Below are 25,179 nucleotides of genomic sequence, written 5' to 3'. Positions count from 1 at the left end.
GGGACCACCGCAGACCTTACACATGGGAATGAACTGCAAGGGAGTTCCAGTTCATTCCTCGGTTATTAGTTCGCTAGGTCTGCAACAGCTTGAGCTGCGCCTTTATCCGCTACTTTTGCGTAGGCAGCCCGAACAGCCGTGGTGAAACTCTCATTTGCCACCAGATCAGCCGGGAAGACGGAATCGAGCGCCAGCAGAGCAGAAACATAAGCTTCACGGTCGTCGCCATGGGTTGCAACGATTTCAGCAAGCTTATCTTTCATAGGATCCTGAATCTCATAGCTTTCGCCATTCCGATCAGCGCGGATGTAGTTCATCCAACCACCAACACCAAGGATAAGGCGAGAGTGATCTGTGCCCTGTTTCAGATGGAAGCGCACGGAGTTGAGCCAGCGCTGTGGCATCTTCATGGTGCCATCAGATGCGATCTGCCAGGTGCGGTGCTTGAGCTGTGAGTTTGCAAACCGCTTTAACAGCATGTCAGCATATTCAATCAGATCCACATCGCCCGGAACTTCAAGAGTTGGACGCTGCTCTTCAACCATCAGCTTGCGGGTTTCAGCGCGGTAAGTTGCATCTGCCATACAATCGGAGATGGTTTCTTTGCCAGCAAGGAAGCCGAGGTAAGCGAGGAAGGAGTGCGAGCCATTCAGCGTGCGCAGTTTCATTTCTTCAAACGGCTCAACATCAGCAACCAGCTGTGCGCCAGCTTTTTCCCACTGAGGACGACCAGCTTTAAAGTTGTCTTCAACAACCCACTGACGGAAAGGCTCACAAACGATACCGTTCAGATCCATCTGGCCGCCGAGCTGATCGCGAACGATTGCGCGGGATTCATCAGTCAGAGCTGGTACGATACGATCAACCATTGTGGATGGGAAAGAGACATTTTCCTCAATCCATGCGGCAAGATCACCATCAACCTTGGCAGCAAATTCACGCACTGCGATACCGGTCAGCACACCGTTGTGTGGCAGGTTATCACAGGACATAACAGTGATTGGGCCGTTGCCCAGTTCACGGCGCTTAGCAAGGCCAGCTACGATCAAGCCAATCGCAGTTTTTGGAGTTGAAGGTGATTTCAGGTCTTCCTGAATCCACGCATTGTCTGTATCCAAAGTACCGTTTTTGACGCAGTAGCCTTTTTCGGTCACGGTCAAGGAGATGATTTTTAGCTGCTCTTCAGCAAAGCCGTCGATGATTGCCTGAACGCCATCACGAGCAACGTGCTGGGTTTCGCAAACGGCACCCAACAAACGTGCACTGGTGCCTTCATCGGAGGTTTCAACCAGTGTGTAGAGATGGTCGTTTTCTGCAAGTTTGCCGAACAATTCAGCCGTGCCAAACAATTCCACAACCCGCATGCCCCAGTCGCCACCAGCAGCAGCAAGGGTTTCATGCAGATGCATTGCTGTGTGAGCACGAGCAAACGCGCCAAAACCAATATGGGCAATACGTGGTTTCAGATTTTTACGGTCATAGCTTGGCAGCTCAACTTTGGCAGGAAGGGCAGCAAGGTCGAGCCTTGTAAATTCGACGGACATTTAATAATTCCCCGGTCATAAATAATATCTGGCACTGAGTCCGATTAACTCGGGCTCAGTTTTTTAAAGTCAACGAACTGGCTTATTTCTTAGCGTCAAAGAAGGCCATCATTTCGGCTGTGTCTTTGTCACCCAGACCGGCTGCACACATCATGCGGTGGATCTCAACAACCTGACCTGTCATCGGCATGGCTGTTTTAGACCGCATGGCAAAAGCCTGCAGTGCATCAAGATCTTTGAGCATGTTGTCGATGCGGCCTGTCGGTGTGAAATCACGCTCAGCGAATTTGACCATGAACTCCTGCAAAATGTTGGAGTCTGCACGACCGCCAGCCAAAGCAGATGGGATCAAACGGGGATCAACGCCGCCAGCTTCAGCAAGTTTCACAGCCTCAGCAAGGCTTTCAAACAGCACTGCACAGAACAACTGGTTGATGAGTTTTGTGGTCTGGCCGGCACCATTTGGACCCATCAATGTGATGTTTGCGCAAAGATCGTCCATGACCATCCGGCAACGGGCAAAGTTTGCTTCGCTACCGCCAGCCATCACTGTCAGTGCACCTTGCAATGCTTTTGGAGCACCGCCGGAAAGCGGGCAATCAACCCAGCCCATACCGCAGGCTTCTTCAAGTTGTGCCGCAATGTCTTTGGTGTCGATCGGATCAATGGAAGACATGTCGATGATCAGCTTTTCAGCGTTGCCAACAGTCTTCAAGCCGTCCTCACCCAGAACCACTTTGCGAACAATGTTTGCATGGTTGAGGCTGAGGATCACGAAATCGCTGACCTGTGCAGCTTCAGTAACGGAGGCCGCAGCAAGCGCGCCCTTGCCGACCATTTCCTCTACCTTGTCTGCGCTCAGGTCAAACACGGTAACCTGATGACCGACTTCCAGCAGGCGGGTGGTGATGGCTGTTCCCATAATGCCCACACCGATAACGGAGACTTTTTGCTTCTGGTTCGTTTCCATGAAAATTCCTCGTATTCTAGAAGGGCTATTTGTTCTTATTTGACTTCGTGTGGTCCGAGCGCTTCCCAGTTGAACTCCACCCCAACCCCCGGCGTATCAGGAGCAACCGCGCGGTGGTTCTCCACGACCAGAGGGCGGTGGGTGTATTCATCAATCGGGAAGCTGTGAACCTCAATGTATCCGGCGTTGGACTGGCCAGAAACCAAGCTCACATGCAGCTCTTGCATGCCATGACTGCACACGGGGATATTGTTGTATTTACGGGAGAGTTCTGCCACTTGCAGCCACCCGGTAACGCCGCCGCAATTGGATGCATCCGGCTGAATGAAGGACAGTTTTGAGTACTCAAAAGCCAGTTCAAACTCGTGGATCGTATGCAGGTTCTCACCCATCGCAACCGGCACGCCAGTCGCTTCGGTGATTTGTGCAAAACCCTTATAGTTGTCTGGAAGAATCGGCTCTTCAAACCACAAAATGTCGTAGGGTTTGAACGCAAGAGCAGCAGCAATGCCGCGCTCCACATCAAGGCTGTAATTGGCATCCACCATGAACTTGATGTGCGGGCCAATCAGCTCCCGAACTGCTTTCACACGCTCCACATCAATATCAAGATCGGCATGGCCCACCTTGATTTTCACGCCGTTAAAGCCGCGATCCAGATAGCTCTGAATGTTCTCCAGCAGGCGTTCCGTGGTGAAGTTCAGGTCAATACCGCCGCAATAAGCTTTACAGCTGGAATCTGCACCGCCGGCCATTTTCCAAAGCGGTTGTTGGAACTGTTTGCCGCGAATGTCCCACAGGGCAATATCGGCGGCAGAAATAGCAAAGGACGCGATACCGCCACGGGCAACGTAATGCACATGGAACTGCATGGCCTCATAAAGCTCTTCAACCTTGCAGGCATCCTGCCCCAGTAAAAACGGGCAAAGATCATCGTTCAACATGGCAAGAATTGCGGAACCGCCTTTGCCTCCCGTATAGGTGTAGCCAGTGCCGGACCGTCCGTTTTCGAGCGCAATTTCAACGGAGATCAACTCAAAATGGGTGTGGTCACCGTGTTTCGCATCGCTCAACACCTCAGCAAGAGGCACTTTGAACAAGCGAGGTGTAATAGAAACGATCTTTGTTCCGCTGGACATCTTCAGTTCCACATTTATTTTGGTCACTACCGAAAGGTTTTAAGCAAAGGGAGAGCGTTACGATTTCGCGTCTCTATCAGCCAGAACCTTATTCAACCTCAGGACAGTCCGATCACGGTCGCGTTTGAAGTCATCAGCGTTTCTGTGCTGCCAGTCGTAAAAGCCTTGTCCGGTTTTCATGCCGAACTTTCCTTCACCAAAAAGCTCCCCAATCGGCGTTTCGGCAGGAGATTGTGCCACACTCAGGTCCGCCCAGACAGCCGCAGCGCCTGCGCTCATTTGCAGATCAAGGCCAGACAGGTCCGCATGTTCAAATGGCCCCATTGCCGGAAGCCTGCGGGCGTAGTTCTTCATGAGCGTGTCGCAATCTTGCGGGCTCACGAGGCCTTGTTTGTATAGACTGACAAACTCTCTCAAGATTGCATGCTGAATACGCGCAAACAGAAACCCCGGAACATCCGGGCAATTGACTGCTTGCTTTCCGGTCTGGCGCAACAGTTCAAACAGTTTCTGCTTCGTCAGCTCATCCGTGCGGTCTCCAGCAACCACTTCCACCAGTTCCATCAGGTGGGCAGGTTGAATGTAGTGGGCAACACAAAACCGGTTAGGGTGGCTCAACTCTGATTGAAGCCGGGTTGGGCTCAGTGCCGAGGTCGTGCTCGACAGAATAGTATCTTGGCGGCAATGAGTTTCCACCTGTGAGAAGAGCGCCTTTTTCGTCGCTTCATCCTCAACAATGGCCTCAAAAACAAAGTCTGCATCCCGAACAGCTTCAGCAATATCTGCTGAATACTCGAGGGAACTCAGGCATTCACTGCGGTTCTCTTCAAGAGCTTGCTGTTCTTCAACAAGGAAATCATAGATGGCATTGTGTCTGACGCGTGCCTCATTCAAAGACGCCGGCCGCCGTGCCCATAAAGTGCATTTGAAGCCGCTTATGGCCAGTGAGAACGCGATCTCCGTTCCCATGGTGCCTGCGCCAAGGACGACACACTTCTTGTCTTTCAGGTTTTCAGAAGCTGCATTCATTTTACATCCTAACGACACGCACGTTTTTCCAAGCCGAAGACATCAGGGGGTGGCCCATTTGGGATGGGAAGGAAGCCACCCCCTGCGCTCGGTTAGGCTTCGAGGAGTTTGCGGTGCACTTTTACAACGGCCTTACGGCATTTCGTTGGGCCGGTTGGTGCAACACACAAGGGACGGTGTAATTCACCTGGGTAGAAGATTGCGAAGTCAAATGGCATCAGTTCGATGAATTTTTCTTCCGCGATACCGTCTGTAAACGCGAGATCTTTTTCAGCAAGCATATCGTTGGTAACAGCGTTATGTGGCTTGTGACCCCAACCAATGACTTCGTGACCAGCCAGCAAAACCTGAATATCCATGTAGAAATTATGGAATTCAGAGGGGCGCTTTTCAGCAGCTTCCGTTTCGCCTTCAACAACTTGAATGAACAAGTCGTCACCTTCAAGGGTGTAACGGCCCAAATCAGGACCTTCAGCAAGGAAAGCCTTCGCGCGAACAATAATGTCCATCAACTTTGGCTGGATGTACGGAACGATATCGAGATTTTCAAGATTTGCTGAAAGCATCGCTGGGGTCGCCTTAGTCTTGCTATTAAAACTAGATTATTCGTAAATTAGCAGCCCGGTATAACCGGGCTGCTGACCGTCAATTCAGTTTATTTAGCAGCCTGAATTGTTTTGATCATTTCTGGGCCGAACTTTTTGTTGAATGCAGCCCAAGTCGCTGTAATCGCAGGTGCGGTCTGGAATGCAGCTTTATCAACGTCACGGTTTACTTCCATGCCGCGAGCCTCAAGGTCAGTGATGAAGCCTTCTTCTTTCTGAATGGAAAGCTTACGCTGGTAGTCAGTTGCGTTCTGAGCAGCTTCTGCAACAATTTTCTGTTGTTCAGCGGTCAGTGTGTTCCATTTGTTCAGGTTCATGGACATGAACAAAGAAGAGTAGGAATGCTCGGTCAGAGACAGGTACTTCTGAACTTCGTCGTAACGGAAAGAGTGAGTTACGTTGATTGGATGTTCCTGAGCTTCAACAACGCCTGTTTCCAGAGCGGTGTAAAGTTCTGCAATTGGAAGCGGCTGCGGGTTGGATTTCAGATCAGCAAACATTGCGTTCAATGGAACGGAAGTGTTTGTGCGGATCTTAAGACCAACAACGTCTTCTGGTGTGCGAACTGGCTTACGGTTATTGGTAACGTTGCGGTAACCGTTTTCAGGGAACGCAAGGCCTTTCATGCCAAATTTGGACATGTCGTCAAGCATTTTCTGGCCAACTTCGCCGTCCATTACTTTGTAAGCATGCTGACGGTTAGCGAACATGTAAGGCAGATCGAAAACAGCTGTTTCAGGCTGCATGCCGTTCATGATTGCAAGACCGGTCATCTGAATGTCAATGATACCTGAACGGGTACCATTAAGCATCTGCTGGTCATCTCCCAATTGACCCTGTGGGAAGATCAGGACAGTGATCTCTCCATCAGTTTTAGTAGATACTTCTTCAGCGAAGAATTCAGCAAGCTGTTGCTGCAGGTCGGTTGCAGGGGCAGCGTGAGCGAATTTAAGCTCCATAGCCATGCTCATTGATGTTGAGGCAAGCAGAACAGCAGCAGCAACAAAACCGATAGTCTTTTTCATTTCATTTCCTCCAGTAGAAATTAAGTTCTTTCGAACTCAGCCCGCGATTAGATTCATAGGAACAATGATCAAATCGGGGAACACAGTGAACAGCATCAGCAAGACAGCGTAGACGCCGACAAATGGCATGACGCCAACAATCGCTTTCTCAACTTTGAGCCGACCAACGCCACATACAACGTTGAGAACGGTCCCCACAGGTGGGGTAATCAGGCCGATACAGCAATTCATTACAAACATGAGACCGAAGTACGCAGGGTCGATACCAGCTTCCCGGATGATAGGCATCAGCAACGGTACTAAGATTAAAATGGTAGGGGAGAGATCCATCACCATGCCAATCGCCAGCACCAGCAGCATGATGACCAGCATCAGCAGACGAGGGCTCTCGATAAGCGGGCCAAGCATGGCAGCAAGTTGTTGCGGCAACTGCGCGGCAGTTATCAGCCAGGAAGCAACCATTGCACAACCAACCAGGAACATGATCATGCCCGCTGATTTACAAGAATTAACAAGCACTTCGTAGAATTTTGCCAACGTCAGTTCGCCGTACACAACAGAGGATACAAAGATCGCGTAGACCGCAGCAACAACGGCTGCTTCTGTTGGTGTAAAGATTCCGAAGCGAATGCCAATGATGATGATGAACGGCAGGATGAGCGCCCAGATACCATCTTTGAATGCGTCATTACGCTCTTTTTTGGTCGCTTTTTCATGCAGCGTGGTTTCTTCATCGCGCATGAGGTAGCTCCAGGTCATCATCAGGGCGCCGCCCATCATCAGACCAGGTGCGATACCACCCATAAACAAGCGTGAGATGGAGATGTTACCTGCAACACCAACCAGGATCAGCGGAACTGACGGTGGAATAACAGGAGCAATGATGCCACCAGCAGCCAACAGACCAGCAGAGCGGGATTCAGGGTAACCAGCACCGCGCATCATCGGCAGCAAGATAGCGACAAGCGCTGCTGCATCTGCCGCAGCAGACCCGGACAGACCGGCCAGCACAACAGAGGTGAAGATGGCGACGTAGCCCAAACCACCTTTTTTGTGACCAATACAGGCCATCGCCAATCGCACGATACGACGGGACAGACCACCTGAGGCCATAGTCTCACCAGCGACGAGGAAGAAGGGGATAGCTAGCAAAGCAAAGCTATCAACACCATTCACCAGAGCAGAGGCGAGAATGTCGGAAGGCATCAACAGACCTGAGGAGAACATACCCATGTTCACCATCAAGGCGAGTGCGGAAAGGAGCAGCGAAAAGGCAACAGGAAGTCCGAGGAGAATGCCCACCAGTAGGACACCTAGGAAAATTGCAAGTGTCATGTTGGATCCTCATCATGTCTTTTTTCTGAGCTCGGAACCAGGAAGCGGTGCAAGGCGATCAACGCCATAATCGAACCACCGACAACACCGGCAAGGTACAGAACCGAAACAGGAATTCCGCTCATTGGCATGGCGTTATACCAGTTCATATTCACTTGGTTGTTGGAGCCCATGACCAACAAAACACAGGTGAAACCAATGACCGCCCAAACAACGCGGCGCAGCACAAAAATCGCTTTTTCAGGAAGGAAGGACTCAATTAGCCGGAGCTCAAGATGCGTTCCGTTTTTCAAACAGAGAACAGCACCGAGGAACGTCACCCAAACAAACAAGTATCGGGAGACCTCAGCGGACAACAGAATGCCGCTGTTAAAGCCGTAGCGAAGAACTACGTTGATGAACACCAAAACGATCATTGCAACCATCGCCGCAGCCATCGTCATGTTCAGAACCGACCAACACCACCCAATTATTTTGCGTACCAGTTCCATTCGTTACCCCCCTGGGTTACACGATGTGAATTCTTGTTCTTGCCGGTTGGAGAACCGCATGTTGCAGCAGCGGTTCTCCAACCGTTAGGACGCTAAGAAATAAGGAAACCGTGGACGGATTCAGCGACAGCCACACCATTTTCCAGTGCATCAAGGTAATATGCAGCCTGAGGTTCGCCCGGAACCATGACACGATCGAAGCCCTGTGCTGGTTTGACAGCGTGCAGTTCAACAACCATCTGACACATAATTTCTGCGAAGATCGGATTGCCGAATTTGGCAGGATCAATCACGATGATCATGGAAACCAGACCACGCATCTGGTCGTATGCGCCGTACATTGGGTTGATGTGTGGGCCAAATCGTTCGCCCATCAGACCACCGGTCATTGCATCAATTGCCATGGCAATGCCGTAGCCTTTGTGCTCACCGAAGTGGGTCAGACAGCTGAATTCAGCTGGGTCTGTTGTGAAAGCGCCGTTCTTATCCAGAACAACACCATCGGGCAGAGAACCACCAGTTTCCTTAGCATGAAGGATCTTGCCGAAAGCAATTGCGGAGGTCGCCATGTCAACAACAACCGCAGGCTTACCTTTTGCAGGGAAACCGAAGGAAATTGGGTTGGTGCCAAAGAATTTCTCAGAGCCACCAAACGGAGCAACCGCAGCATCTGTCTGCGTCATGGAAAGGCTGATGCAGCCTTCTTCAGCAGCCATTTCAGCGAAGTAAGCAAGCGCGCCACAATGGGAGGTCTTTTTGACCGTCACCATGCCGATGCCGGTTTCTTTCGCCATTGCAACAGCTTTTTTGGTTGCTGCAATCATGCCGGAATGGCCCATGCCATCGTCAGAGTCGAGAACAGCAGCGGACGCGGAAATGTCTTCGAAAGCCATTTCAGCAGCTTTGTTCATGCCACCTTCACGCAGGCGCTTGCAGTAATGCTCAACACGCATAACACCGTGAGAGCGAACACCATGGCTATCTGCATAGACCAATACATCTGAAACTTCTGTCGCAGATTTTTCATTCAAACCCGCTTCAACGAGTTTGGTGTACGCGAGCTTATGAAGCTCATCTTTTTTTACGAGTACATCAGTCATGGCAATTCCCATCAGTTAAAGGTGATTAGGCCTTTAATCAGCTCTTTGTTGTTCACTACGTCTTCTTCATAGGAATTTCCGATGGTGTAGAAGTCATAGGTACGATTGTGGAGAAGCTTCTCATGAAGGTCGCCGCTCTCCAGAAGGGAGATGACGTATTCGTAGTCTTCACGGCTGGAATTCCGGCTAGACAGAAGCGTTGTTTCTTTTTTGTGGAAGGTCGGATCATCAATCTTGAGATCGCCGATGTACAAACCGACGAATACGATTTTGCCACCTGCGCAGATGAGGCTAACTGCATCTGTCATTGCATGTTTGTTGCCGGTCACATCAAACAGAACGCTTGGCAGCTGACCACCGCAGAGCTTCGCCAGCTCTTCAGCGTAAACACCAGTGGTTGGGTTGATGGTTTTGAGGCCCAGGCTGTTTCTTACATGTTCCAGACGGCTCTCTTGTACATCTGCCACAATAACGTCAGCACCCTTAGCTTTTGCGACGGCTGCAACACCAATACCAATTGGTCCAGCACCGACAACAAGAACAGTGCTTCCCTTAGCAACTTCGCCGCGGCGCACTGCGTGAGCGCTAATGGTGAATGGCTCTACATAAGCTGTTGCACAATCTGAGAAATGCGCAGGAACCTTGATTGTGTTGATTGCTTTAACTGCAAGGAATTCACAAAAGCCGCCGTCCTGATGAACGCCGTAGAGAGATGCAGATTCGCAGCAATTGGTCTTACCCGCTTTACAAGCAGGGCATTCACCGCAATAGATAACAGGCATAACGGCGACACGATCGCCAACAGCAACATCCTTACAGTCAGTGCCAACTTCCTGGACCACACCGCAGATTTCGTGACCAAGCACGCGTGGGTAACTAAAGAAGGGTTGCTTGCCTGTGTAAGCATGGATGTCGGTACCACAGATACCGATTGCAGAGATCTTAAGTAATACTTCGTCAGAATTTGGCGTAGGTACACTTTGTTCAATATACTCCAGATCGTTTGGACCATTGCATATCAAGGTTTTCATCGCTTGCCCGCCATATTTTAACATGTCATCGCAATTTCTACTTGAAGTTGCCGCCCTCAGAGCTGTGACACTACTAATTTCGTTTCTTCTTTGAAATTTTGCTTTCCAACAATGGGGGACTGATTGGAAGATTGGTCCGGCTGATGTTCAGCCTAGCCTTCGTCATTCTCGCAATCAGCTTCTAGTTGGTCTGCCAGATTCCATATTTGTAGGACCAATATATTGAGAGTTTGCGACCAGTCAACGCGGGTTAACGCGTATATCACTCAGATTTATTCACGAAAAGCCTAGTGTTTTGTTATTACTACGGGTAAACCCTAAGCTTGAAAATTGGTTTGAAGTTTGGGTGGAATGAGCTATAAGATATTGGACCAATTTTGGGAAACCGGGCGATTACAATGATCACGGATAATAAAGCTGACAAAACGCCTGCGAAGCGCCTGTACCAAGAGCTTGCACTGAACATTGAGCAAGACTTCACCAGGGATGAGATGCTGTCTGTAGGAAGCAAACTGCCTTCAGAACGGGAGCTTGCTGAGAAGTATTCAGTTAGCCGCACGACATTGCGTGAAGCACTCATAATGTTAGAGCTCAAAGGTCTTATAGAAGTAAGAAAAGGCTCTGGCATCTACTATGTAGATCAACCTGCTATTTTGCTACAGAGCCAACAGCAGTCCATAGGGCCTTTTGAGCTGCTGCAAGCGCGGCAATGGCTCGAGAGCTCAATTGCCGAATTAGCTGCAAGTAACATTTCTACATTCCAGCTCAGAAAACTTCGGGAAATGACATTGGATGGACCTGTTGATTATTTAGGTGACCGGGATTTCCACCTTCTTATTGCAGAGGGCACCCACAACAATATGATGATAAAGATCGCACTGGATCTTTGGAATGCTCGTGAAGTCGGTGGCATGTGGGTCAGGTTACTTTCTCGCATCACCAATCTGGAAGACGAGCAGAAGAACTGGCACGAAGATCATTTGAAGATCATGCACGCGCTTATGCGCCGCTCCCCGGAACAGGCCAAACAAGCCATGTGGGACCATATGGAAAATGTGAAGAACACCTTGTTCAAGTCATCAGACGTGGGCGATCCGGACTTTGACGGGTTCGTTTTTAACTGAACCAAAGGATCTGCCGGTGTAACCGACATGCGGCAAGCGCTGTCCGTGGCGGAGCGGGGCTCTGCCTGATAGTCGGTGTCAACACTCCCTTTTCGTGTGACGTGCTGCTGCCGATACCAGATGCGAGTTGTATCAACCGCTCTCTTTGGGCCGATTTTAACCGGACCGAAGGTGAATTGTTCGGGTTCATATCCTTTGCAAAGGACTCAAGAGGCGATAAATGGAAACGCTACATCACGAAAACATCACAGAAACGTGATCCATGTCAAAACTGGTGGAGCCTTGCGCAGGACGGTTGCGTATTTTTGAAACTTTCGCACACATTAACTAATTGATATACCTAGTTTATTTTACGGAAAAATTCCTACGCACAATTACTTGACGATGGTCAATGTGCAGAACGGTGTCTCGCGTTTACATAGCGGTGCCCGTTTAAAGATCGTTAGTCTTGGAGACTATGATGACGCTTAAATCAATTCTCCGTTCCACCACATACACCGCGCTTGTTTGCGCGACCGCCACATTGGCGTCTATGTCGATTTCGAATGCAGAAGATGCCGCAAACGGCGTTCCAGTTCTTTCTGCTGAAGAAGTCTCCCGCGCAAACCAAATTTATTTTGAGCGTTGTGCTGGTTGTCATGGTGTTCTGCGTAAAGGTGCGACCGGTAAACCTCTGACCACAGATATCACCCGTGAGCATGGTTTCGAATACCTTCGTGACTTCATCACCTACGGTTCCCCTGGCGGTATGCCAAACTGGGGTACATCCGGTGAGATGTCAGCTGAAGATATCGAGCTCATGGCTAAATATGTCATGACCGAGCCTGCTGCTCCGCCAGAATTTGGTATGGACAAGATCAAGGCAAGCTGGAAAGTTATCGTTCCAGTAGATCAGCGCCCAACCAAAAAAATGAACGATCTGGACATTGAGAATCTCTTCTCAGTTACACTTCGTGACTCTGGTGAGATCGCTCTCATTGATGGTGACAGCAAAGAAATCGTCACAATCATCAACACTGGTTATGCAGTTCACATTTCACGTATTTCCGCTTCTGGCCGTTACCTCTTCGTAATTGGTCGTGATGCGAAGGTCGATCTGATCGATCTTTGGATGGAAATGCCTGGCAAAGTTGCTGAAGTCAAAGTTGGTTCTGAAGCGCGTTCCGTTGAAACTTCCAAGTACAAAGGCTGGGAAGATAAATACGCAATCGCTGGTGCTTACTGGCCTCCACAATACGTCATCATGGACGGTGAAACTCTTGAGCCTAAGAAAGTCGTCTCCACACGCGGCATGACTTATGACACTCAGGAATACCATCCAGAGCCACGCGTAGCATCCATTGTTGCATCTCACTATGCTCCTGAGTTCATCGTAACTGTCAAGGAAACTGGTAAGATCCTCATGGTGAACTATGAAGATCTCGATGCACTCAAAGTAACAACTATTGATGCAGAGCGCTTCCTTCATGATGGTGGTTTCGACTCCACAGGCCGTTACTTCATTGTTGCTGCAAACGCACGTAACAAAGTAGCTATTGTTGACACCAAAGATTCACAGTTGGAAGCAATTGTTGAAACTGGTGGCACTACTCCGCATCCAGGTCGTGGCGCAAACTTTGTGCACCCAACCTACGGTCCGGTCTGGGCAACAAGTCACCTTGGCGATGAAATCGTTTCTCTGATTGGTACAGACCCTGAAGGTCATCCTGATCAGGCATGGAAAGTTGTACAGATGCTTGAAGGTCAGGGCGGTGGTTCCCTGTTCATCAAGACACATCCAACGTCCAAGCACCTTTATGTTGATACCCCACTCAACCCAGACATCGAAACCTCTACGTCTGTGGCTGTGTTCAAAATCGACGAAATGACCCAGGAAGAGCCTGAGTACACTGTTCTGCCAATCGCAGAATGGGCAGGTTTGACCGAAGGTCCACGTCGTATCGTTCAGGGTGAATTCAACAAGGCTGGTGACGAAATCTGGTTCTCAGTCTGGAATGGCCTGGATCAGGAATCTGCAATCGTTGTTGTGGATGACAAAACGCTGAAGTTGAAGAAAGTTATCAAGGACAAGCGTCTTGTAACTCCTACAGGCAAGTTCAACGTCTACAACACTCAGTACGACGTTTACTAAGCCAATACTTTGACGATCGAAGGGGCGCGAACGCGTGCCCCTTCATTACTTCCCTGTTCTATTTGAGGAATAAGTTATGAGACGCATTGGGATGGTCAGTCTTATTGGTGCAGGGCCGGGAGATCCGGATCTACTGACAGTGAAAGCGCTAAAACGAATTCAAAATGCTGAAGTCGTTGTTTATGACCGTTTGGTTTCACAAGATATTATGGATCTGGTGCCGCCGAAGACAGCGCTTTACCCGGTTGGGAAAAAACCTCGCAGTCATCCAATTCCTCAAGAAGAAATTAATCAGTTACTCGTTGATCTCGCCAAAGAAGGTAAGCGTGTTGCGCGCCTTAAAGGCGGAGATCCGTTCATTTTTGGCCGTGGCAGCGAAGAAGCTGCTGAACTGGTCAAAGCCGGTGTTTCCTATGAGGTCATCCCCGGAATAACAGCTGCCCAAGGCTGTGCTTCAAGCCTCAACTTGCCACTCACACATCGCGGCCTTGCAACGGGACTGCGATACGTGACGGGACATTGCCAGAAAGATGTACCTCTCGATCTGGATTGGGCCAGCCTTGCCGATCCGAACACCACCCTTGTAATTTATATGGGCCTTGCTGCCATCGAAGAGATCTCAGCCAAGCTGATCGAACATGGCATGCCTGCCGATATGCCTGCCGCCGCGATCTCCAAAGGCACAACTTCTGAAGAGCGTAAAGTTTTTGGAACGCTCACCACCATTGGTGAGCAAGCAAAGAACGCAAATCTACCTGCACCCTGTCTGTTTATGATTGGTGATGTTGTCGGTCTCAAACAGGCCTTGCAAGTTCCCGCTGCCTTTAGCGGTGCCAAAGGAGACTGGGCGGATAAACGACCGCATCTGGAGGTCATAAATGGCTAGGACAGTACGGATTGCGCGCAGCCCGTTTGGTCCCTTAATGCTAGCCGGGTTGCTGGCGCTTCCGTTGCTGACCGGAGCGCCGCTCGGCGCTCTTGCGGACTCTGAGATCCTGAACCAGATCGACAAAGACCGGCTCACAGATTTTGTTCAGCAGGATTGCGGATCGTGTCACGGCATCACCCTTGAGGGTGGCCTTGGTGGGCCTCTTCTGCCGGACAATCTGGAGCATTATGATCTTGATGTCATTCAGGAGATAATCCTGGGCGGTTTGCCGGGGACAGCCATGCCCCGCTGGCGTGGGCTCTTAAACGAAGAGGAAGCGGCCTTCATCGCAGAAGGCTTAAAAACAGGAGCATTTAAGTGAAGACGTTTCTTGCTGCCGCAGCGCTCAGCGCCGGTCTGTTATTCGCTTCTTCAGCCAGTTCTGATGATTTACGCGCCACGGGTGACCTTGGCCTGATCATAGAGCGAGCCACAGGAACAGCTCTCATTGTAGAAAGCACCGACCGCACCATCTTGTTTCAGGTGGAAGGGTTGGGCAATCTGTCCCACGCCTCCGTCGTATATTCCCGTGATGAACGCTATGCCTATGTGTTTGGCCGGGAGGGCGGGCTTTCCAAAGTTGATATGTTGACCGGGAAACTGGTTAACCGCGTGATGCAGGCCGGTAACTCAATCGGCGGCGCTATTTCAGATGATGGCAAGCTGGTCGCCGTTTCCAACTACAAACCCGGCGGCGTAAACGTTTTTGACTCCGAGACTTTGGAACTCCTCTCTGAAGTCCCTGCGATTTATGATGAAGACGGCAACCAATCCAAAACTGTTGGACTTGTGGATCTACCCGGTCGCCGGTTTGCGTTCTCGTTATGGGATGGCGGCGAAACATGGATTCTGGACTACTCCAAGAGCCTGACGCCTGAAATCACAAGGATCGAAGACATTGGCACCAACCCATACGACGCGCTCGTAACTGGCGATGGCCGCCACTATATCGCTGGTTTGTTTGGAGAGGATGGCCTCGCTCACATCGACCTTTGGAAAGAACCACTGAAAGTTGAGCGTGTTATGGATGGGTACGGCAAAGGGGAAGAGCCTTTGCCAGTCTATAAAATGCCGCATCTGGAAGGGTGGGCCCAAGCCAACGGCATGTTTGCTCTGCCAGCAGTTGGACGCCATGAGGTGCTGTTTATGGATGAACGGGACTTCACGGAAGTGGACCGCGTTAAGGTTCACGGCCAGCCGGTCTTTGCCATGGCCCGTCCTGATGGTCGCCAGATCTGGGTGAACTTTGCGCCGCCAAACAACGACACCATTCAGGTGATTGATACTGTGGAGCGCAAAATCATCAAGACCTTCAAGCCGGGTCCGGGTGTTCTCCATATGGAATTCACGCCTCGGGGCAACGAAGTCTGGATGTCCGTTCGCGATAAAAATGAAGTGCATGTCTATGACACCGCTGATTTTTCCTTGAAGACGGTTCTGCCCGCTCAAAAACCAAGCGGCATCTTTTTCACAGCACGGGCACATCAGCTGGGTCTTTAGGCCCCAGCTTTTCCCTAAGTGGCCTGTAAAGGCTTGAATGATTGGGAATAATAATAAAATGAGTTCACAGCTTAGCGAAATTGATCTCGCATTGGTTGACCGGTGGCAACATGATTTTCCACTGGTCCCAAAACCCTTCAATCTGATTGCTCGGGAGGCAGGCATTGCCCCACCCGAGGCCGTGAAGTGCTATGAGCGATTGACCGAGGACGGTGTTGTTTCCCGTATTGGAGCCGTTCTTGCTCCCAACACCGTAAGCGCCAGCTGTTTGGCTGCAGTGGCTGCCCCTCCGCATTACGTTGAAACGGCGGCTCAAATCATCAATGATGAGCCCGGTGTAAATCATAATTATTTGCGCGAGAATGAGCTGAACATCTGGTTTGTGGTTGTTGAGCGGGACCGGGCCACGCTTGAGGCGACACTGGCGCGTATTGAGCAGAATACCAATCTGGTGACGCATGCTTTCCGAATGGAAAAAGCGTTCCATCTGGATTTGGGGTTTTCTTTGTCAAAGCAACGGCTGGACAAAAAGACACCGATGCTTCCCCCTGTAGACCTGTCCGTCCTTGAACCGGACGATCTCAGCCTTTTGGAAATGATGGAAGACGGCATCCCGCTTTCAGATCGACCATTCCTGCGGATCGCGTTGGAATTGGGCCGATCAGAAACCTCGGTACTGGACCGCCTGAAAGCTCTAAAAAGTGCGGGCATTATCCGGCGCTTTGGCGTTGTGGTTCGCCATAGACGCCTCGGTTACAAAGCAAATGCCATGTCCGTGTGGAATGTGCGAGATGACAGAGTTGATGAGCTGGGAGCCTTGTTCTCAGCCGACCCAATGGTGAGTCTGTGCTACCAACGCAACCGGGAAATGCCCATCTGGCCTTACAATCTGTACTGCATGACCCACTCAAACAGCCGTGATGAAGCCTTGGAGGTCATCAACCGTCTGTCTTTGCTGGCAACTCAACATGTGTTCAGCAGCGATGTATTGTTCTCAACCAAGTGCTTTAAGCAACGCGGCGCACGTGTGTTTGCAAGGAAAGGGGTGATGGCATGAACCTTGCATACCTCAACAAAACAACAGACGTGCAACTGGATGAGCTTGACCGCAAACTGATCAACCGCTTGCAAGATGGTTTGCCAGTCGCCTCGCGCCCCTATGAGATCGTCGCAGCTGAGTTCGCAATTTCGGAGCGCGAACTTCTGGAGCGAATCCAGCGGCTGTTGGACACGCGAATTTTCACCCGCTTTGGGCCGATGTTCGACATTGCCCAGCTTGGCGGTGCATTTTGCCTCTGCGCCATGTCAGTTCCTGAAGATCGCTATGACGAGGTTACGGAAACGGTGAATGCTCTGCAAGAGGTAGCGCACAATTACGCGCGCGATCACGAGCTGAACATGTGGTTTGTGTTGGCGACAGAAACGCCTCAGGAAATTCAGCAGTGCGGCGAGCGTATTGAAGCGCTAACGGGTATCCCTGTTCGTCTGTTCCCTAAAGAACGTGAGTTTTTCATTGAATTTAAGGTGCCCGTATGACCGCGCAGAAGTTTGAAGAACTCTCCGAGTTTGATCGCGCTCTTGTGGCAGCGTTGCAAGACGGGTTGCCTCTTGTCTCCGAGCCCTACGCGAAGGTTGCAAACCAGCTTGGTGTTGGCGAGGAACTGGTGCTGGAACGGGTTGCGGCCATGTTGGAGACTGGTGCAATTCGTCGCATCGCAGCGGTGCCCAATCACCGGGCGCTTGGCATGCGGGCCAACGGTATGTCTGTTTGGGATATTGTGGACGAAGACGTTGAGCGCATTGGCAAACTTATGGGCGCCCTCGACTTTGTTTCTCACTGTTATCAGCGCCCAAGATGGCTGCCAACGTGGCCATATAACGTATTTGCCATGGTACACGGGAAAACTCGTAGCGAGTGTGTGACTTTGGTCAAGGAAATTGAGGCCCTAGTGGGTCCATCATGCAAGCAACATGATGTCCTGTTTTCGACAAAAACCCTGAAAAAAACAGGACTTAGACTGCGCAGAAAAGGGGAGAACCCGCGTGTTTCGTCTGACCCATTATCTGAGAGCGATCGCGGATCCGTATCCACTACCACCAGCCCGTAAACCTGCTGGGCCGGTTGTCATCTGGAACTTGATCCGCCGCTGCAATCTTAAATGCAAACATTGCTACACGACCTCAGGTGATGTCGATTTTCCGGGCGAGCTTTCAACGCAGCAGGCCTATGAAGTGATCGACGATCTGAAGGGCTTCAGTGTTCCAGTGATCATCTTCTCTGGCGGCGAGCCGCTGATGCGTCCAGATATGCTGGAACTGTCGGCCTATGCCAAGGAGAAGGGCTTTTATACGGCGCTCTCCACCAATGGCACGCTGATTGACAAAGACATGGCGCAGAAGATTGGCGCAATCGGTTACGATTATGTCGGCATCAGCCTTGATGGCATCGGCAAAGTGCATGACGATTTCCGCGGTATGGATGGCGCGTTTGATCTTTCTCTTCAGGCGGTGCGTTATCTGCGTGAGGAAAACGTCAAGGTTGGCCTGCGCTTTACGCTGACCGAAGAAAACGCCGAAACGCTGGATGATTATCTGGACCTGTGTGCGCGGGAGAAGGTTGATAAAATCTACCTGTCTCACCTTGTCTACGCTGGCCGCGGTAACAAAAACCGCGGGGAAGATGCGCACCTAAACGTGACCCGCAAGGCCATGACCCACCTGATTGAGAAGGCGTGGGAAGATGTGCTGGCAGGCAAATCCAACGAATACGTGACCGGCAACAACGATGCAGACGGCATCTTCTTGTTGCAGTGGGTGCGCGAACATATGCCGGAAAAAGCCGGGTATCTGCAAGATATGCTGGAACGTTGGGGCGGCAACGCCTCCGGTGTGAACATCGGCAATATCGATAATACCGGCAAGGTGCACCCAGATTCCTTCTGGTGGCATTACACCATCGGCAACGTCAAAGAACGCAAGTTCTCTGAAATTTGGCAGGACCTTTCTGATCCTGTAATGGCCGGCTTGAAGCAGTCCCCGCGTCAAATCAAAGGTCGCTGTGGGAAGTGCCAATACTTCAATATTTGCAATGGCAACACACGCGTCAGAGCACTGCAAGTGACTGGTGACCCATGGGCGGAAGATCCGTCTTGTTACCTCACTGATGCGGAAATCGGGATTGACGATGCTGTCAGCCCGCGTGTTGAAACCGTACCGTTCCGGGGAGCCCGTCATGAAGCAAAACATGTCTATTCCTAAACTCGCCGCTGTTTTGCTGGCTTCTTGTTTCCTCACTGGCTCAGCTTTAGCAAGTGGCAAACCTGCACCCCTAAAGCCAGTCAGTGAGGGCACGAAACAGCTGTATCAGGAGCAGTGCGCCTCGTGTCACGGCGGGGACCGGATGGGCGGCACTGGCCCGGCTTTGTTCAAGGAAAGCTTGCAGCGTTTGCGCGGAAAATCGGCTACTGCGACCATCCAAAAAGGCCGTGTGCAGACCCAGATGCCAGCGTTTGAGGAAGACCTGACCGAAGAGCAGATTTCCGGGTTGGTAAACTTCATCAAAACGCCATTGCCTGTCATGCCTGTTTGGGGCGAGCAGGAGATTATGGCGAGCCGGGTGCTCAACGAGGACTACAAGCCTGTCGAGAAGCCGGTTTATGAGTCAGACCCGCTCAACCTGTTCATTGTAGTTGAAACGGGTGATCACTACGCCACCGTGATGGATGGTGACACGTTTGAGCCTCTGACACGCTTCAAAACCCAGTTCGCATTGCATGGTGGTCCTAAGTTTACACCGGATGGGCACTACGTGTTCTTCATGTCCCGTGATGGCTGGATTACCAAGTTCGACATGTGGGCTTTGAAAGTGGTTGCCGAAGTGCGCGGCGGTATCAACTCCCGCAACGTGGCCATCTCAAAAGACGGCAAACACATCGCGCTGGCAAACTACCTGCCGCACTCTCTTGTGATGCTGTCCTCTGAAGACCTGTCGGTTGAGAAAATCTTCGAGACCAAATCGAAGCTGGGGATTTCGTCCCGCGTGTCCGCTGTGTATCAGGCACCAGAGCGCGACAGCTTTGTGGTTGCTCTCAAAGACGTTCCAGAAATCTGGGAGGTCATGACGGATCCCAAGGCCGGGCCGCAATATGAGGGCTACGTGCATTCCTATGAGAAGGGCATGATTGAAGCTTTGCCATCCTCAAGTGGGTTGTTTGCTCTGCGCCGTATCGCAGTTGACAAGCCTATGGATGACTTCTTCTTCGATCAGAGCTATCGCAACTTGGTGGGCTCTGCTCGGGATGGCAAAACAGGCGTTGTGGTCAATTTGGATGTTGGTCGTCAGATTGCAGAACTGCCTCTACCGGGCTTCCCGCATCTTGGGTCCGGCATCAGTTGGGAGTGGAAGGGCCGTCAGGTCATGGCGACACCACACCTGCGCGAGAACAAAATTTCTGTAATCGATATGTCCAACTGGACTGTTTTGAAGACCATTGAGACCGCTGGTCCGGGCTTCTTCATGCGCTCCCACGAGAATTCCAAATACGCTTGGTCTGGTGTGTTCTTTGGGCCTAACAAAGATCTGATGTACATTATTGATAAAGAAACGCTTGAGATCGTGAAAACCCTGCAACCAATTCCCGGTAAAACGGCCGCTCATATCGAGTTTGACCGTGATGGCAGCCATGCAGTGATGTCCATCTGGGAAGATGACGGTGCGATCATCATCTACGACGCCAAAACGCTTGAAGAAGTGAAGCGTCTTCCAATGAGCAAGCCATCTGGGAAATACAATGTCTGGAACAAGATCTCCTTCTCTGCAGGCACCAGCCACTGAGAGTGTGGCACTGGTCCTTGCCGCTCATGGAGACTTGGGCGGTAAGGGAGCCAACACAACTCCGGGCCATGAGCGCCTGAAGCAAGCTTTGGCCCCCTTATTGCCAGATATGACCGTTGTGAGCGGGGTCATGAAAGGGAGCCCGCCACTTGAAGACGTCGCAGCAGGCCTCAGGCACTCCAACGTGCTTGTCCTCCCACTTTTGCTGAGCAACGGCTACTTCTGCAACACCGTTTTGCCCAAGCGACTGGGGCTGAATGCCGACCACAAGAAACAGAAAGAGGGTGAATGGCGAAGTCATACGCGAGAAGGGCAGTCCATCAGGTTGTTACCCCCTCTTGGTGTCCTGCCTTTTTTACCAGAGCTGGTTTTGGAAAGTATTCAAGACACGCTTGAAACGGATGGCCGCAACTCAAGCGCCCCTCAGGAGACCGAGATTCTGCTTGTCGCGCATGGGTCAACAGTTGGCCCACAATCCCGCATCTGTGCTTTGCAGTTGAAGGATGAGCTGGAGAAGCGAAGCTCTTACAACAACATTCACTGTGCGTTTCTCTCCGAAGCGCCTCTGGTGGATGATGTGATTAGCACCTTGTCACCCAATTCAATTGTTGTGCCGCTGTTCGCCAGCGGGGGCCTGCACGGCCATGATGATATCGCAGGGTTTATGAAATGCGCGCCGACTGGATGCCGACTGGCACCTGTTATCGGCTGCGAGCATTCCCTTGCCCAACATCTGGCGATCTACCTGCAAAACCTGAACTCATAGGCGCAAGGTTCAGAGGATCAACTCGCCTGAACCTTTCTATTTGTGTGCGGGCCTTACATCCTAAGATCCTTCTTTGAGAAGTACCTCATGGTTTGCGATTTAACGTGCGTTCCCTTGCTGAAGAGCTCACCGCGGGGAGAGGAGTTGCAACATCTTGGCGACTTCATCAAGCAAAGTTATGAGGCCTCAGAGCGGTAGGTGTAGGTCGTATGCCCTCCTAAGCTTGCTGGCTGTGCATGACGACCGTGCGTTCTTGCTCCACCAACATTTGCAGCATTTGCACGTTGGAGATGATCGCACGGTTCTGCTTTACTTCAACTCCAAAGCCTTTGAGCTTTTGAAAGGCGCGAGAAAGGCTTTCCGGCTTCATTCCGAGGCGACCGGCGATCAGCGCTTTATCGTAGGGCAAGATTAGTGAGCAGGAACCAGATGATTCAGTGCATAGGTTCAGAAGGAATTCAGCAACACGTTGAGCGCCGGTATGTGTTTTGAGGCCTTCGATTTGGAGAACCAGCTGGTGTAGATGCATGGAGAGTGAGGACATCATCGCAAGCGCGATGTTTGGATCTGCTGAAATTGAGCCAGCCAGATGGGCAACCGAGATGCTCAGGACTACACAATCGGTGACGGCTTCACCGGATACTGGAAAGTTGGTGTTGGCAAAGGCTGCGCCTTCGGCAAAGGTCTGGCCGCGTGTGAAGACACCGACAACCGCTTCATCGCCGCTGCTTGTTGCGCGGAAAACTTTTACCCAACCTTCTAGAACGATAAAAAAAGCCTCGGCTTTGTCATCTTGAAAAAATATCATTTCCCCGCGTGAGACATGCTTCTTCGTCGCGCCCTGAAGGAGCTGTTCTCGCGCTTCGCTACTTAATCGTTTGAGCAACGGGATTTCTCCCAGCTTCTCGACTTCGCTGCTTAGTAGATTATTCGGCATTTTGAATAGACCTCTCCCAGGAACTGCCCAATCCTAGTGTTACGTTAGGGTTGCACGTTGATCTACCGCAAGTGTTTCCACGCAAAGTACACCCACTGATTGATCAAAGGAAAAGAGATTGCATCTGACTAAAGTCAAGGAGCGTGGGAACACATAGCCTTATGGTGATCCTAAGGGAAGTTTGTCCACTCACGTGGTCACTTGTCTTACCTGCGAAATAAGATGTTTAAAACCATCTCAAGGGTTCCTTTGAAGGCCGCATTTGCCTGCGCGCCCTCATGCTTGGTGGTAAAGGCGATTCCGAATATGGGAAACGGGCATCGGTTCCGCCTTTGCCATCAAACACTCCTGCAGCTCCAAAAAACGTGGAGTGAGGTGAGCGTAACCTCGCACATTTATCGTGTCATGCGTGTTTACTGCAATTTTTGCGCTGCTTACAATGATGGGTTTTGGCCTGAGGACACCGCGTTCCTCGGACCCTCCTTTGCCATTTCAAGGTCGATTGCCGGCACTCCTCAAGCGGGAATGCCTTGCGCTTTCATCTCTGCCTCACGCCACCGCTACATCCTGAGGACGTAGGAACCAGCGGAGCTTCTCGGCTTTTTCTGGTTGGGTGAAGGTGTACCGTTCCTCTGAAACGTGTGGGCGCAGCAATTCTGCCTCTGCCTCCTGCATTGTGTCTGCAAGGGACGGACGGGCCGGTTTGTCCTGCGGGGTTGGTTCTGCCATAAAGTCAAACTCATCGAGAGACGCGGCCAGTACGGTCTTGCGGTTTTGATAGCGCCAGACAGATCCCTCTGGATCAAAGCGGTAGAACGGCAGCAGTTTCCAACCGTGCTCTGCGACCAGCTCAACAGCGCGAACCAGATACTCGAATGTCTCTTCAACAATGAAGTAGTTGAAGTTGAGACGGATCCAGCCTGGACGCAAGATCATGTGACCGTCCAGCAGCTGTGCCTCCAGCGCCTTGCTGTAGTCCATGTCCATGCCAAGCAAAGTATGCCCGTAGGGACCGGCGCAGGAGCAGCCACCCCGTGCCTGAATGCCGAACATGTCATTGAGCAGCGCAACGATAAAGCTGTAGTGCAGGTCTTTGCCCTGATGGGTGATTTTCAGCGAGGTGATAGAGAGGCGCGGTGCATCCGGATTTCCAAGGATGTCGATGTTTTCGCATTTGGACCAGCGAGCCACGGCGCGAGAGACAAAATCCTCTTCACGGCGCTCAATCTCGTCTGTTCCCACCGCCTGCTGCAATTTGAAAACAAGACCAGCACGCACGGATTCCACGATAGCCGGGGTTCCGCCTTCTTCGCGTCGTTCTGCGTTTGCGATGTAGCGGTGATCTTCCGGCGTTACATACATAACGGTGCCACCACCTGGCATTGCCGGAACGCGGTTCTGAAGGATTGCATCCTTTGCGATCAACACTCCGGGTGTGCCCGGACCGCCAACAAACTTGTGAGGTGACAGGAAGATGGCGTCTTTGGAGCTGTCGCCTCTTTCATCCTGAATGCCGCTCATATCAATGCCCACATAGGGGGCGGCGGCGGCGTAATCCCAAAAAGACAGTGCACCATGTTTGTGCAGAAGGCGGGCAACGGCATCAACCTCCGTTTTAACACCTGTCACGTTGGAGGCCGCTGAGAAGCTGCCGATCTTCATCGGGCGGTCAGCGTATTTTGTAAGTTGAGCCTCAAGATCATGCAGACACACCTGACCCCCTTCGCAAAGGGGAATGGAAACCACGTCAGCGATGCTCTCGCGCCATGGCAGCTCATTAGAGTGATGCTCATAGGGGCCGATGAAAACGACAGGGCGTTCATGCTCGGGAATTTGCTGCTCGAATTTGTAGCGCGCGTTTAACTCGGCAGGAAGCTTCAAGTTCAGGATGTCGATCAGCTTATGAATTGCGGAGGTTGCGCCCGAGCCGCAAAAGATGACTGAATGCTCATCTCCAGCCTTAACTGCAGACCGGATCTGCTGGCGCGCTTGTTCACGCAGGGCTGTGGTTTGTGCGCCAGTATATGAGGTCTCTGTGTGTGTGTTGGCGTAATAGGGCAATACGTTGTCGCGGATGTAATCCTCAATCATACCAAGAGAACGACCAGAGGCGGTGTAATCAGCATAAACCAACGGCTTTTGACCAAACGCAGTTGTGATGGCGGTGTCTTCACCAATCACTGAGTTCCGGATACGCTCGATTATGTCGATCATGCTGGTCTCAATTTCTTGTCAGTTTGTTAGGTATGCGTTGAAGTGCATTTTGCACGCTTTACACGTCTATACTTAAAAATGCGCATAAATAAGAATGCCATGCTAATATAATTAGTCAAGCTAGAAATCCGTACTAATTTTGAGATAAAATATAGAATGACGCAAAGTCAGCTCAACCTGCCTCCCTAAGGAGGTGCAACATTAGATAATGCGCAGGTCTGACGGCTTAAATTTGAATGTCGACAAACCCAATTATGAAGCAGGATCAGATTGCGAGATCCGTGAAAGTTAAATTTTCATAGGTGCTGGTCGGTTTGGGGAATGCTACCGTCGCGCGCAAAACAGTCACACTCTGCCAGCCAATTTTTTTCAGAATACATAAATTCAGATCTCACAAAGATCAAGCAAAGACGTCTCCTGTCTTGAAGTCCATGAATACTGGACTCGACTAATTCAGGTGTGCATTAATAAAAAGG

The 25,179-nt window shown here is 51.1% G+C and carries 23 protein-coding genes; 11 read left to right on the top strand and 12 right to left on the bottom strand.

Features of this window, described 5'->3' with window-relative positions; genetic code table 11:
* Positions 1–65: 65 nt before the first annotated feature.
* The 10 genes from BLS62_RS29460 to BLS62_RS29415 all read right to left on the bottom strand — a co-directional run bounded on the left by BLS62_RS29460 (position 66) and on the right by BLS62_RS29415 (position 10,269).
* The gene (locus BLS62_RS29460) at positions 66–1,544 is read right to left on the bottom strand and encodes a mannitol dehydrogenase family protein (protein ID WP_093191065.1); all 1,479 of its coding nucleotides are present in this window, start codon (positions 1,542–1,544) and stop codon (positions 66–68) included.
* 82 nt (positions 1,545–1,626) lie between these two features.
* On the bottom strand, positions 1,627–2,514 hold the full coding sequence (locus BLS62_RS29455) for an NAD(P)-dependent oxidoreductase (protein ID WP_093191061.1): 888 nt from the start codon (positions 2,512–2,514) through the stop codon (positions 1,627–1,629).
* 35 nt (positions 2,515–2,549) lie between these two features.
* The gene (locus BLS62_RS29450) at positions 2,550–3,653 is read right to left on the bottom strand and encodes a mandelate racemase/muconate lactonizing enzyme family protein (RefSeq protein WP_093191058.1); all 1,104 of its coding nucleotides are present in this window, start codon (positions 3,651–3,653) and stop codon (positions 2,550–2,552) included.
* 57 nt (positions 3,654–3,710) lie between these two features.
* Complete coding sequence (locus BLS62_RS29445) at positions 3,711–4,682, bottom strand: 3-hydroxyacyl-CoA dehydrogenase family protein (protein ID WP_093191054.1); 972 nt, start codon at positions 4,680–4,682, stop codon at positions 3,711–3,713.
* Positions 4,683–4,774: 92 nt separating this feature from the next.
* On the bottom strand, positions 4,775–5,248 hold the full coding sequence (locus BLS62_RS29440) for a NanQ anomerase/TabA/YiaL family protein (protein WP_093191050.1): 474 nt from the start codon (positions 5,246–5,248) through the stop codon (positions 4,775–4,777).
* 89 nt (positions 5,249–5,337) lie between these two features.
* Positions 5,338–6,312, bottom strand: a complete 975-nt coding sequence (locus BLS62_RS29435) for a DctP family TRAP transporter solute-binding subunit (RefSeq protein WP_093191046.1) — start codon at positions 6,310–6,312, stop codon at positions 5,338–5,340.
* A gap of 36 nt (positions 6,313–6,348) precedes the next feature.
* On the bottom strand, positions 6,349–7,647 hold the full coding sequence (locus BLS62_RS29430; protein WP_093191042.1) for a TRAP transporter large permease subunit: 1,299 nt from the start codon (positions 7,645–7,647) through the stop codon (positions 6,349–6,351).
* Complete coding sequence (locus tag BLS62_RS29425; protein ID WP_093191038.1) at positions 7,644–8,138, bottom strand: TRAP transporter small permease; 495 nt, start codon at positions 8,136–8,138, stop codon at positions 7,644–7,646. The genes BLS62_RS29430 and BLS62_RS29425 overlap by 4 nt, the downstream gene beginning before the upstream one ends.
* Positions 8,139–8,230: 92 nt before the next feature.
* Positions 8,231–9,238, bottom strand: a complete 1,008-nt coding sequence (locus tag BLS62_RS29420; protein WP_093191035.1) for an Ldh family oxidoreductase — start codon at positions 9,236–9,238, stop codon at positions 8,231–8,233.
* Between the two features lie 11 nt (positions 9,239–9,249).
* A complete protein-coding gene (locus BLS62_RS29415) occupies positions 9,250–10,269 on the bottom strand; it encodes a zinc-binding alcohol dehydrogenase family protein (RefSeq protein ID WP_093191753.1) in 1,020 nt (339 codons plus the stop codon).
* A gap of 398 nt (positions 10,270–10,667) precedes the next feature.
* Here BLS62_RS29415 and BLS62_RS29410 point away from each other — a divergent pair, with 398 nt between their 5' ends.
* From BLS62_RS29410 to BLS62_RS29360, 11 genes are all read left to right on the top strand, one after another.
* The gene (locus tag BLS62_RS29410; protein WP_093191031.1) at positions 10,668–11,393 is read left to right on the top strand and encodes a GntR family transcriptional regulator; all 726 of its coding nucleotides are present in this window, start codon (positions 10,668–10,670) and stop codon (positions 11,391–11,393) included.
* 460 nt (positions 11,394–11,853) lie between these two features.
* Positions 11,854–13,524 carry a nitrite reductase gene (locus BLS62_RS29405; RefSeq protein ID WP_093191028.1) on the top strand — a complete coding sequence of 557 codons (1,671 nt, stop codon included), beginning with the start codon at positions 11,854–11,856 and terminating at the stop codon, positions 13,522–13,524.
* Positions 13,525–13,600: 76 nt separating this feature from the next.
* A complete protein-coding gene (cobA, locus tag BLS62_RS29400) occupies positions 13,601–14,410 on the top strand; it encodes a uroporphyrinogen-III C-methyltransferase (RefSeq protein ID WP_093191024.1) in 810 nt (269 codons plus the stop codon).
* The gene (locus BLS62_RS29395; RefSeq protein ID WP_093191021.1) at positions 14,403–14,774 is read left to right on the top strand and encodes a c-type cytochrome; all 372 of its coding nucleotides are present in this window, start codon (positions 14,403–14,405) and stop codon (positions 14,772–14,774) included. Before cobA ends, BLS62_RS29395 begins: the two co-directional genes overlap by 8 nt.
* Positions 14,771–15,952: a cytochrome D1 domain-containing protein gene (locus BLS62_RS29390; RefSeq protein WP_093191017.1), complete on the top strand. Its 1,182-nt coding sequence runs from the start codon at positions 14,771–14,773 to the stop codon at positions 15,950–15,952. The genes BLS62_RS29395 and BLS62_RS29390 overlap by 4 nt, the downstream gene beginning before the upstream one ends.
* A 58-nt stretch (positions 15,953–16,010) precedes the next feature.
* Positions 16,011–17,009 carry a siroheme decarboxylase subunit beta gene (locus tag BLS62_RS29385; protein WP_093191011.1) on the top strand — a complete coding sequence of 333 codons (999 nt, stop codon included), beginning with the start codon at positions 16,011–16,013 and terminating at the stop codon, positions 17,007–17,009.
* On the top strand, positions 17,006–17,488 hold the full coding sequence (locus BLS62_RS29380) for an Lrp/AsnC family transcriptional regulator (RefSeq protein WP_093191006.1): 483 nt from the start codon (positions 17,006–17,008) through the stop codon (positions 17,486–17,488). The genes BLS62_RS29385 and BLS62_RS29380 overlap by 4 nt, the downstream gene beginning before the upstream one ends.
* A complete protein-coding gene (locus BLS62_RS29375; RefSeq protein ID WP_093191001.1) occupies positions 17,485–18,060 on the top strand; it encodes a siroheme decarboxylase subunit beta in 576 nt (191 codons plus the stop codon). Before BLS62_RS29380 ends, BLS62_RS29375 begins: the two co-directional genes overlap by 4 nt.
* The gene (gene nirJ, locus BLS62_RS29370; RefSeq protein ID WP_093190996.1) at positions 17,996–19,210 is read left to right on the top strand and encodes a heme d1 biosynthesis radical SAM protein NirJ; all 1,215 of its coding nucleotides are present in this window, start codon (positions 17,996–17,998) and stop codon (positions 19,208–19,210) included. Before BLS62_RS29375 ends, nirJ begins: the two co-directional genes overlap by 65 nt.
* Positions 19,185–20,786 carry a nitrite reductase gene (locus BLS62_RS29365; RefSeq protein WP_244283687.1) on the top strand — a complete coding sequence of 534 codons (1,602 nt, stop codon included), beginning with the start codon at positions 19,185–19,187 and terminating at the stop codon, positions 20,784–20,786. Before nirJ ends, BLS62_RS29365 begins: the two co-directional genes overlap by 26 nt.
* Entirely contained in the window at positions 20,743–21,552 is an 810-nt protein-coding gene (locus BLS62_RS29360) for a CbiX/SirB N-terminal domain-containing protein (RefSeq protein WP_093190987.1), read from the top strand. The genes BLS62_RS29365 and BLS62_RS29360 overlap by 44 nt, the downstream gene beginning before the upstream one ends.
* A 217-nt stretch (positions 21,553–21,769) precedes the next feature.
* Here BLS62_RS29360 and BLS62_RS29355 read toward each other — a convergent pair whose 3' ends face one another.
* A complete protein-coding gene (locus BLS62_RS29355; protein ID WP_093190983.1) occupies positions 21,770–22,489 on the bottom strand; it encodes a Crp/Fnr family transcriptional regulator in 720 nt (239 codons plus the stop codon).
* A 549-nt stretch (positions 22,490–23,038) separates the two neighbouring features.
* Positions 23,039–24,703 (bottom strand): aminotransferase class V-fold PLP-dependent enzyme, encoded by a 1,665-nt coding sequence (locus BLS62_RS29350; protein ID WP_093190979.1) that lies wholly within the window; start codon positions 24,701–24,703, stop codon positions 23,039–23,041.
* Positions 24,704–25,179 lie beyond the last annotated feature (476 nt).

It is taken from the genome of Pseudovibrio sp. Tun.PSC04-5.I4 (assembly GCF_900104145.1).
Taxonomy (GTDB): Bacteria; Pseudomonadota; Alphaproteobacteria; order Rhizobiales; family Stappiaceae; genus Pseudovibrio.
The sequence above is the reverse complement of the archived record's forward strand: the minus strand, read 5'-3'. Positions and strand labels throughout refer to the sequence as shown.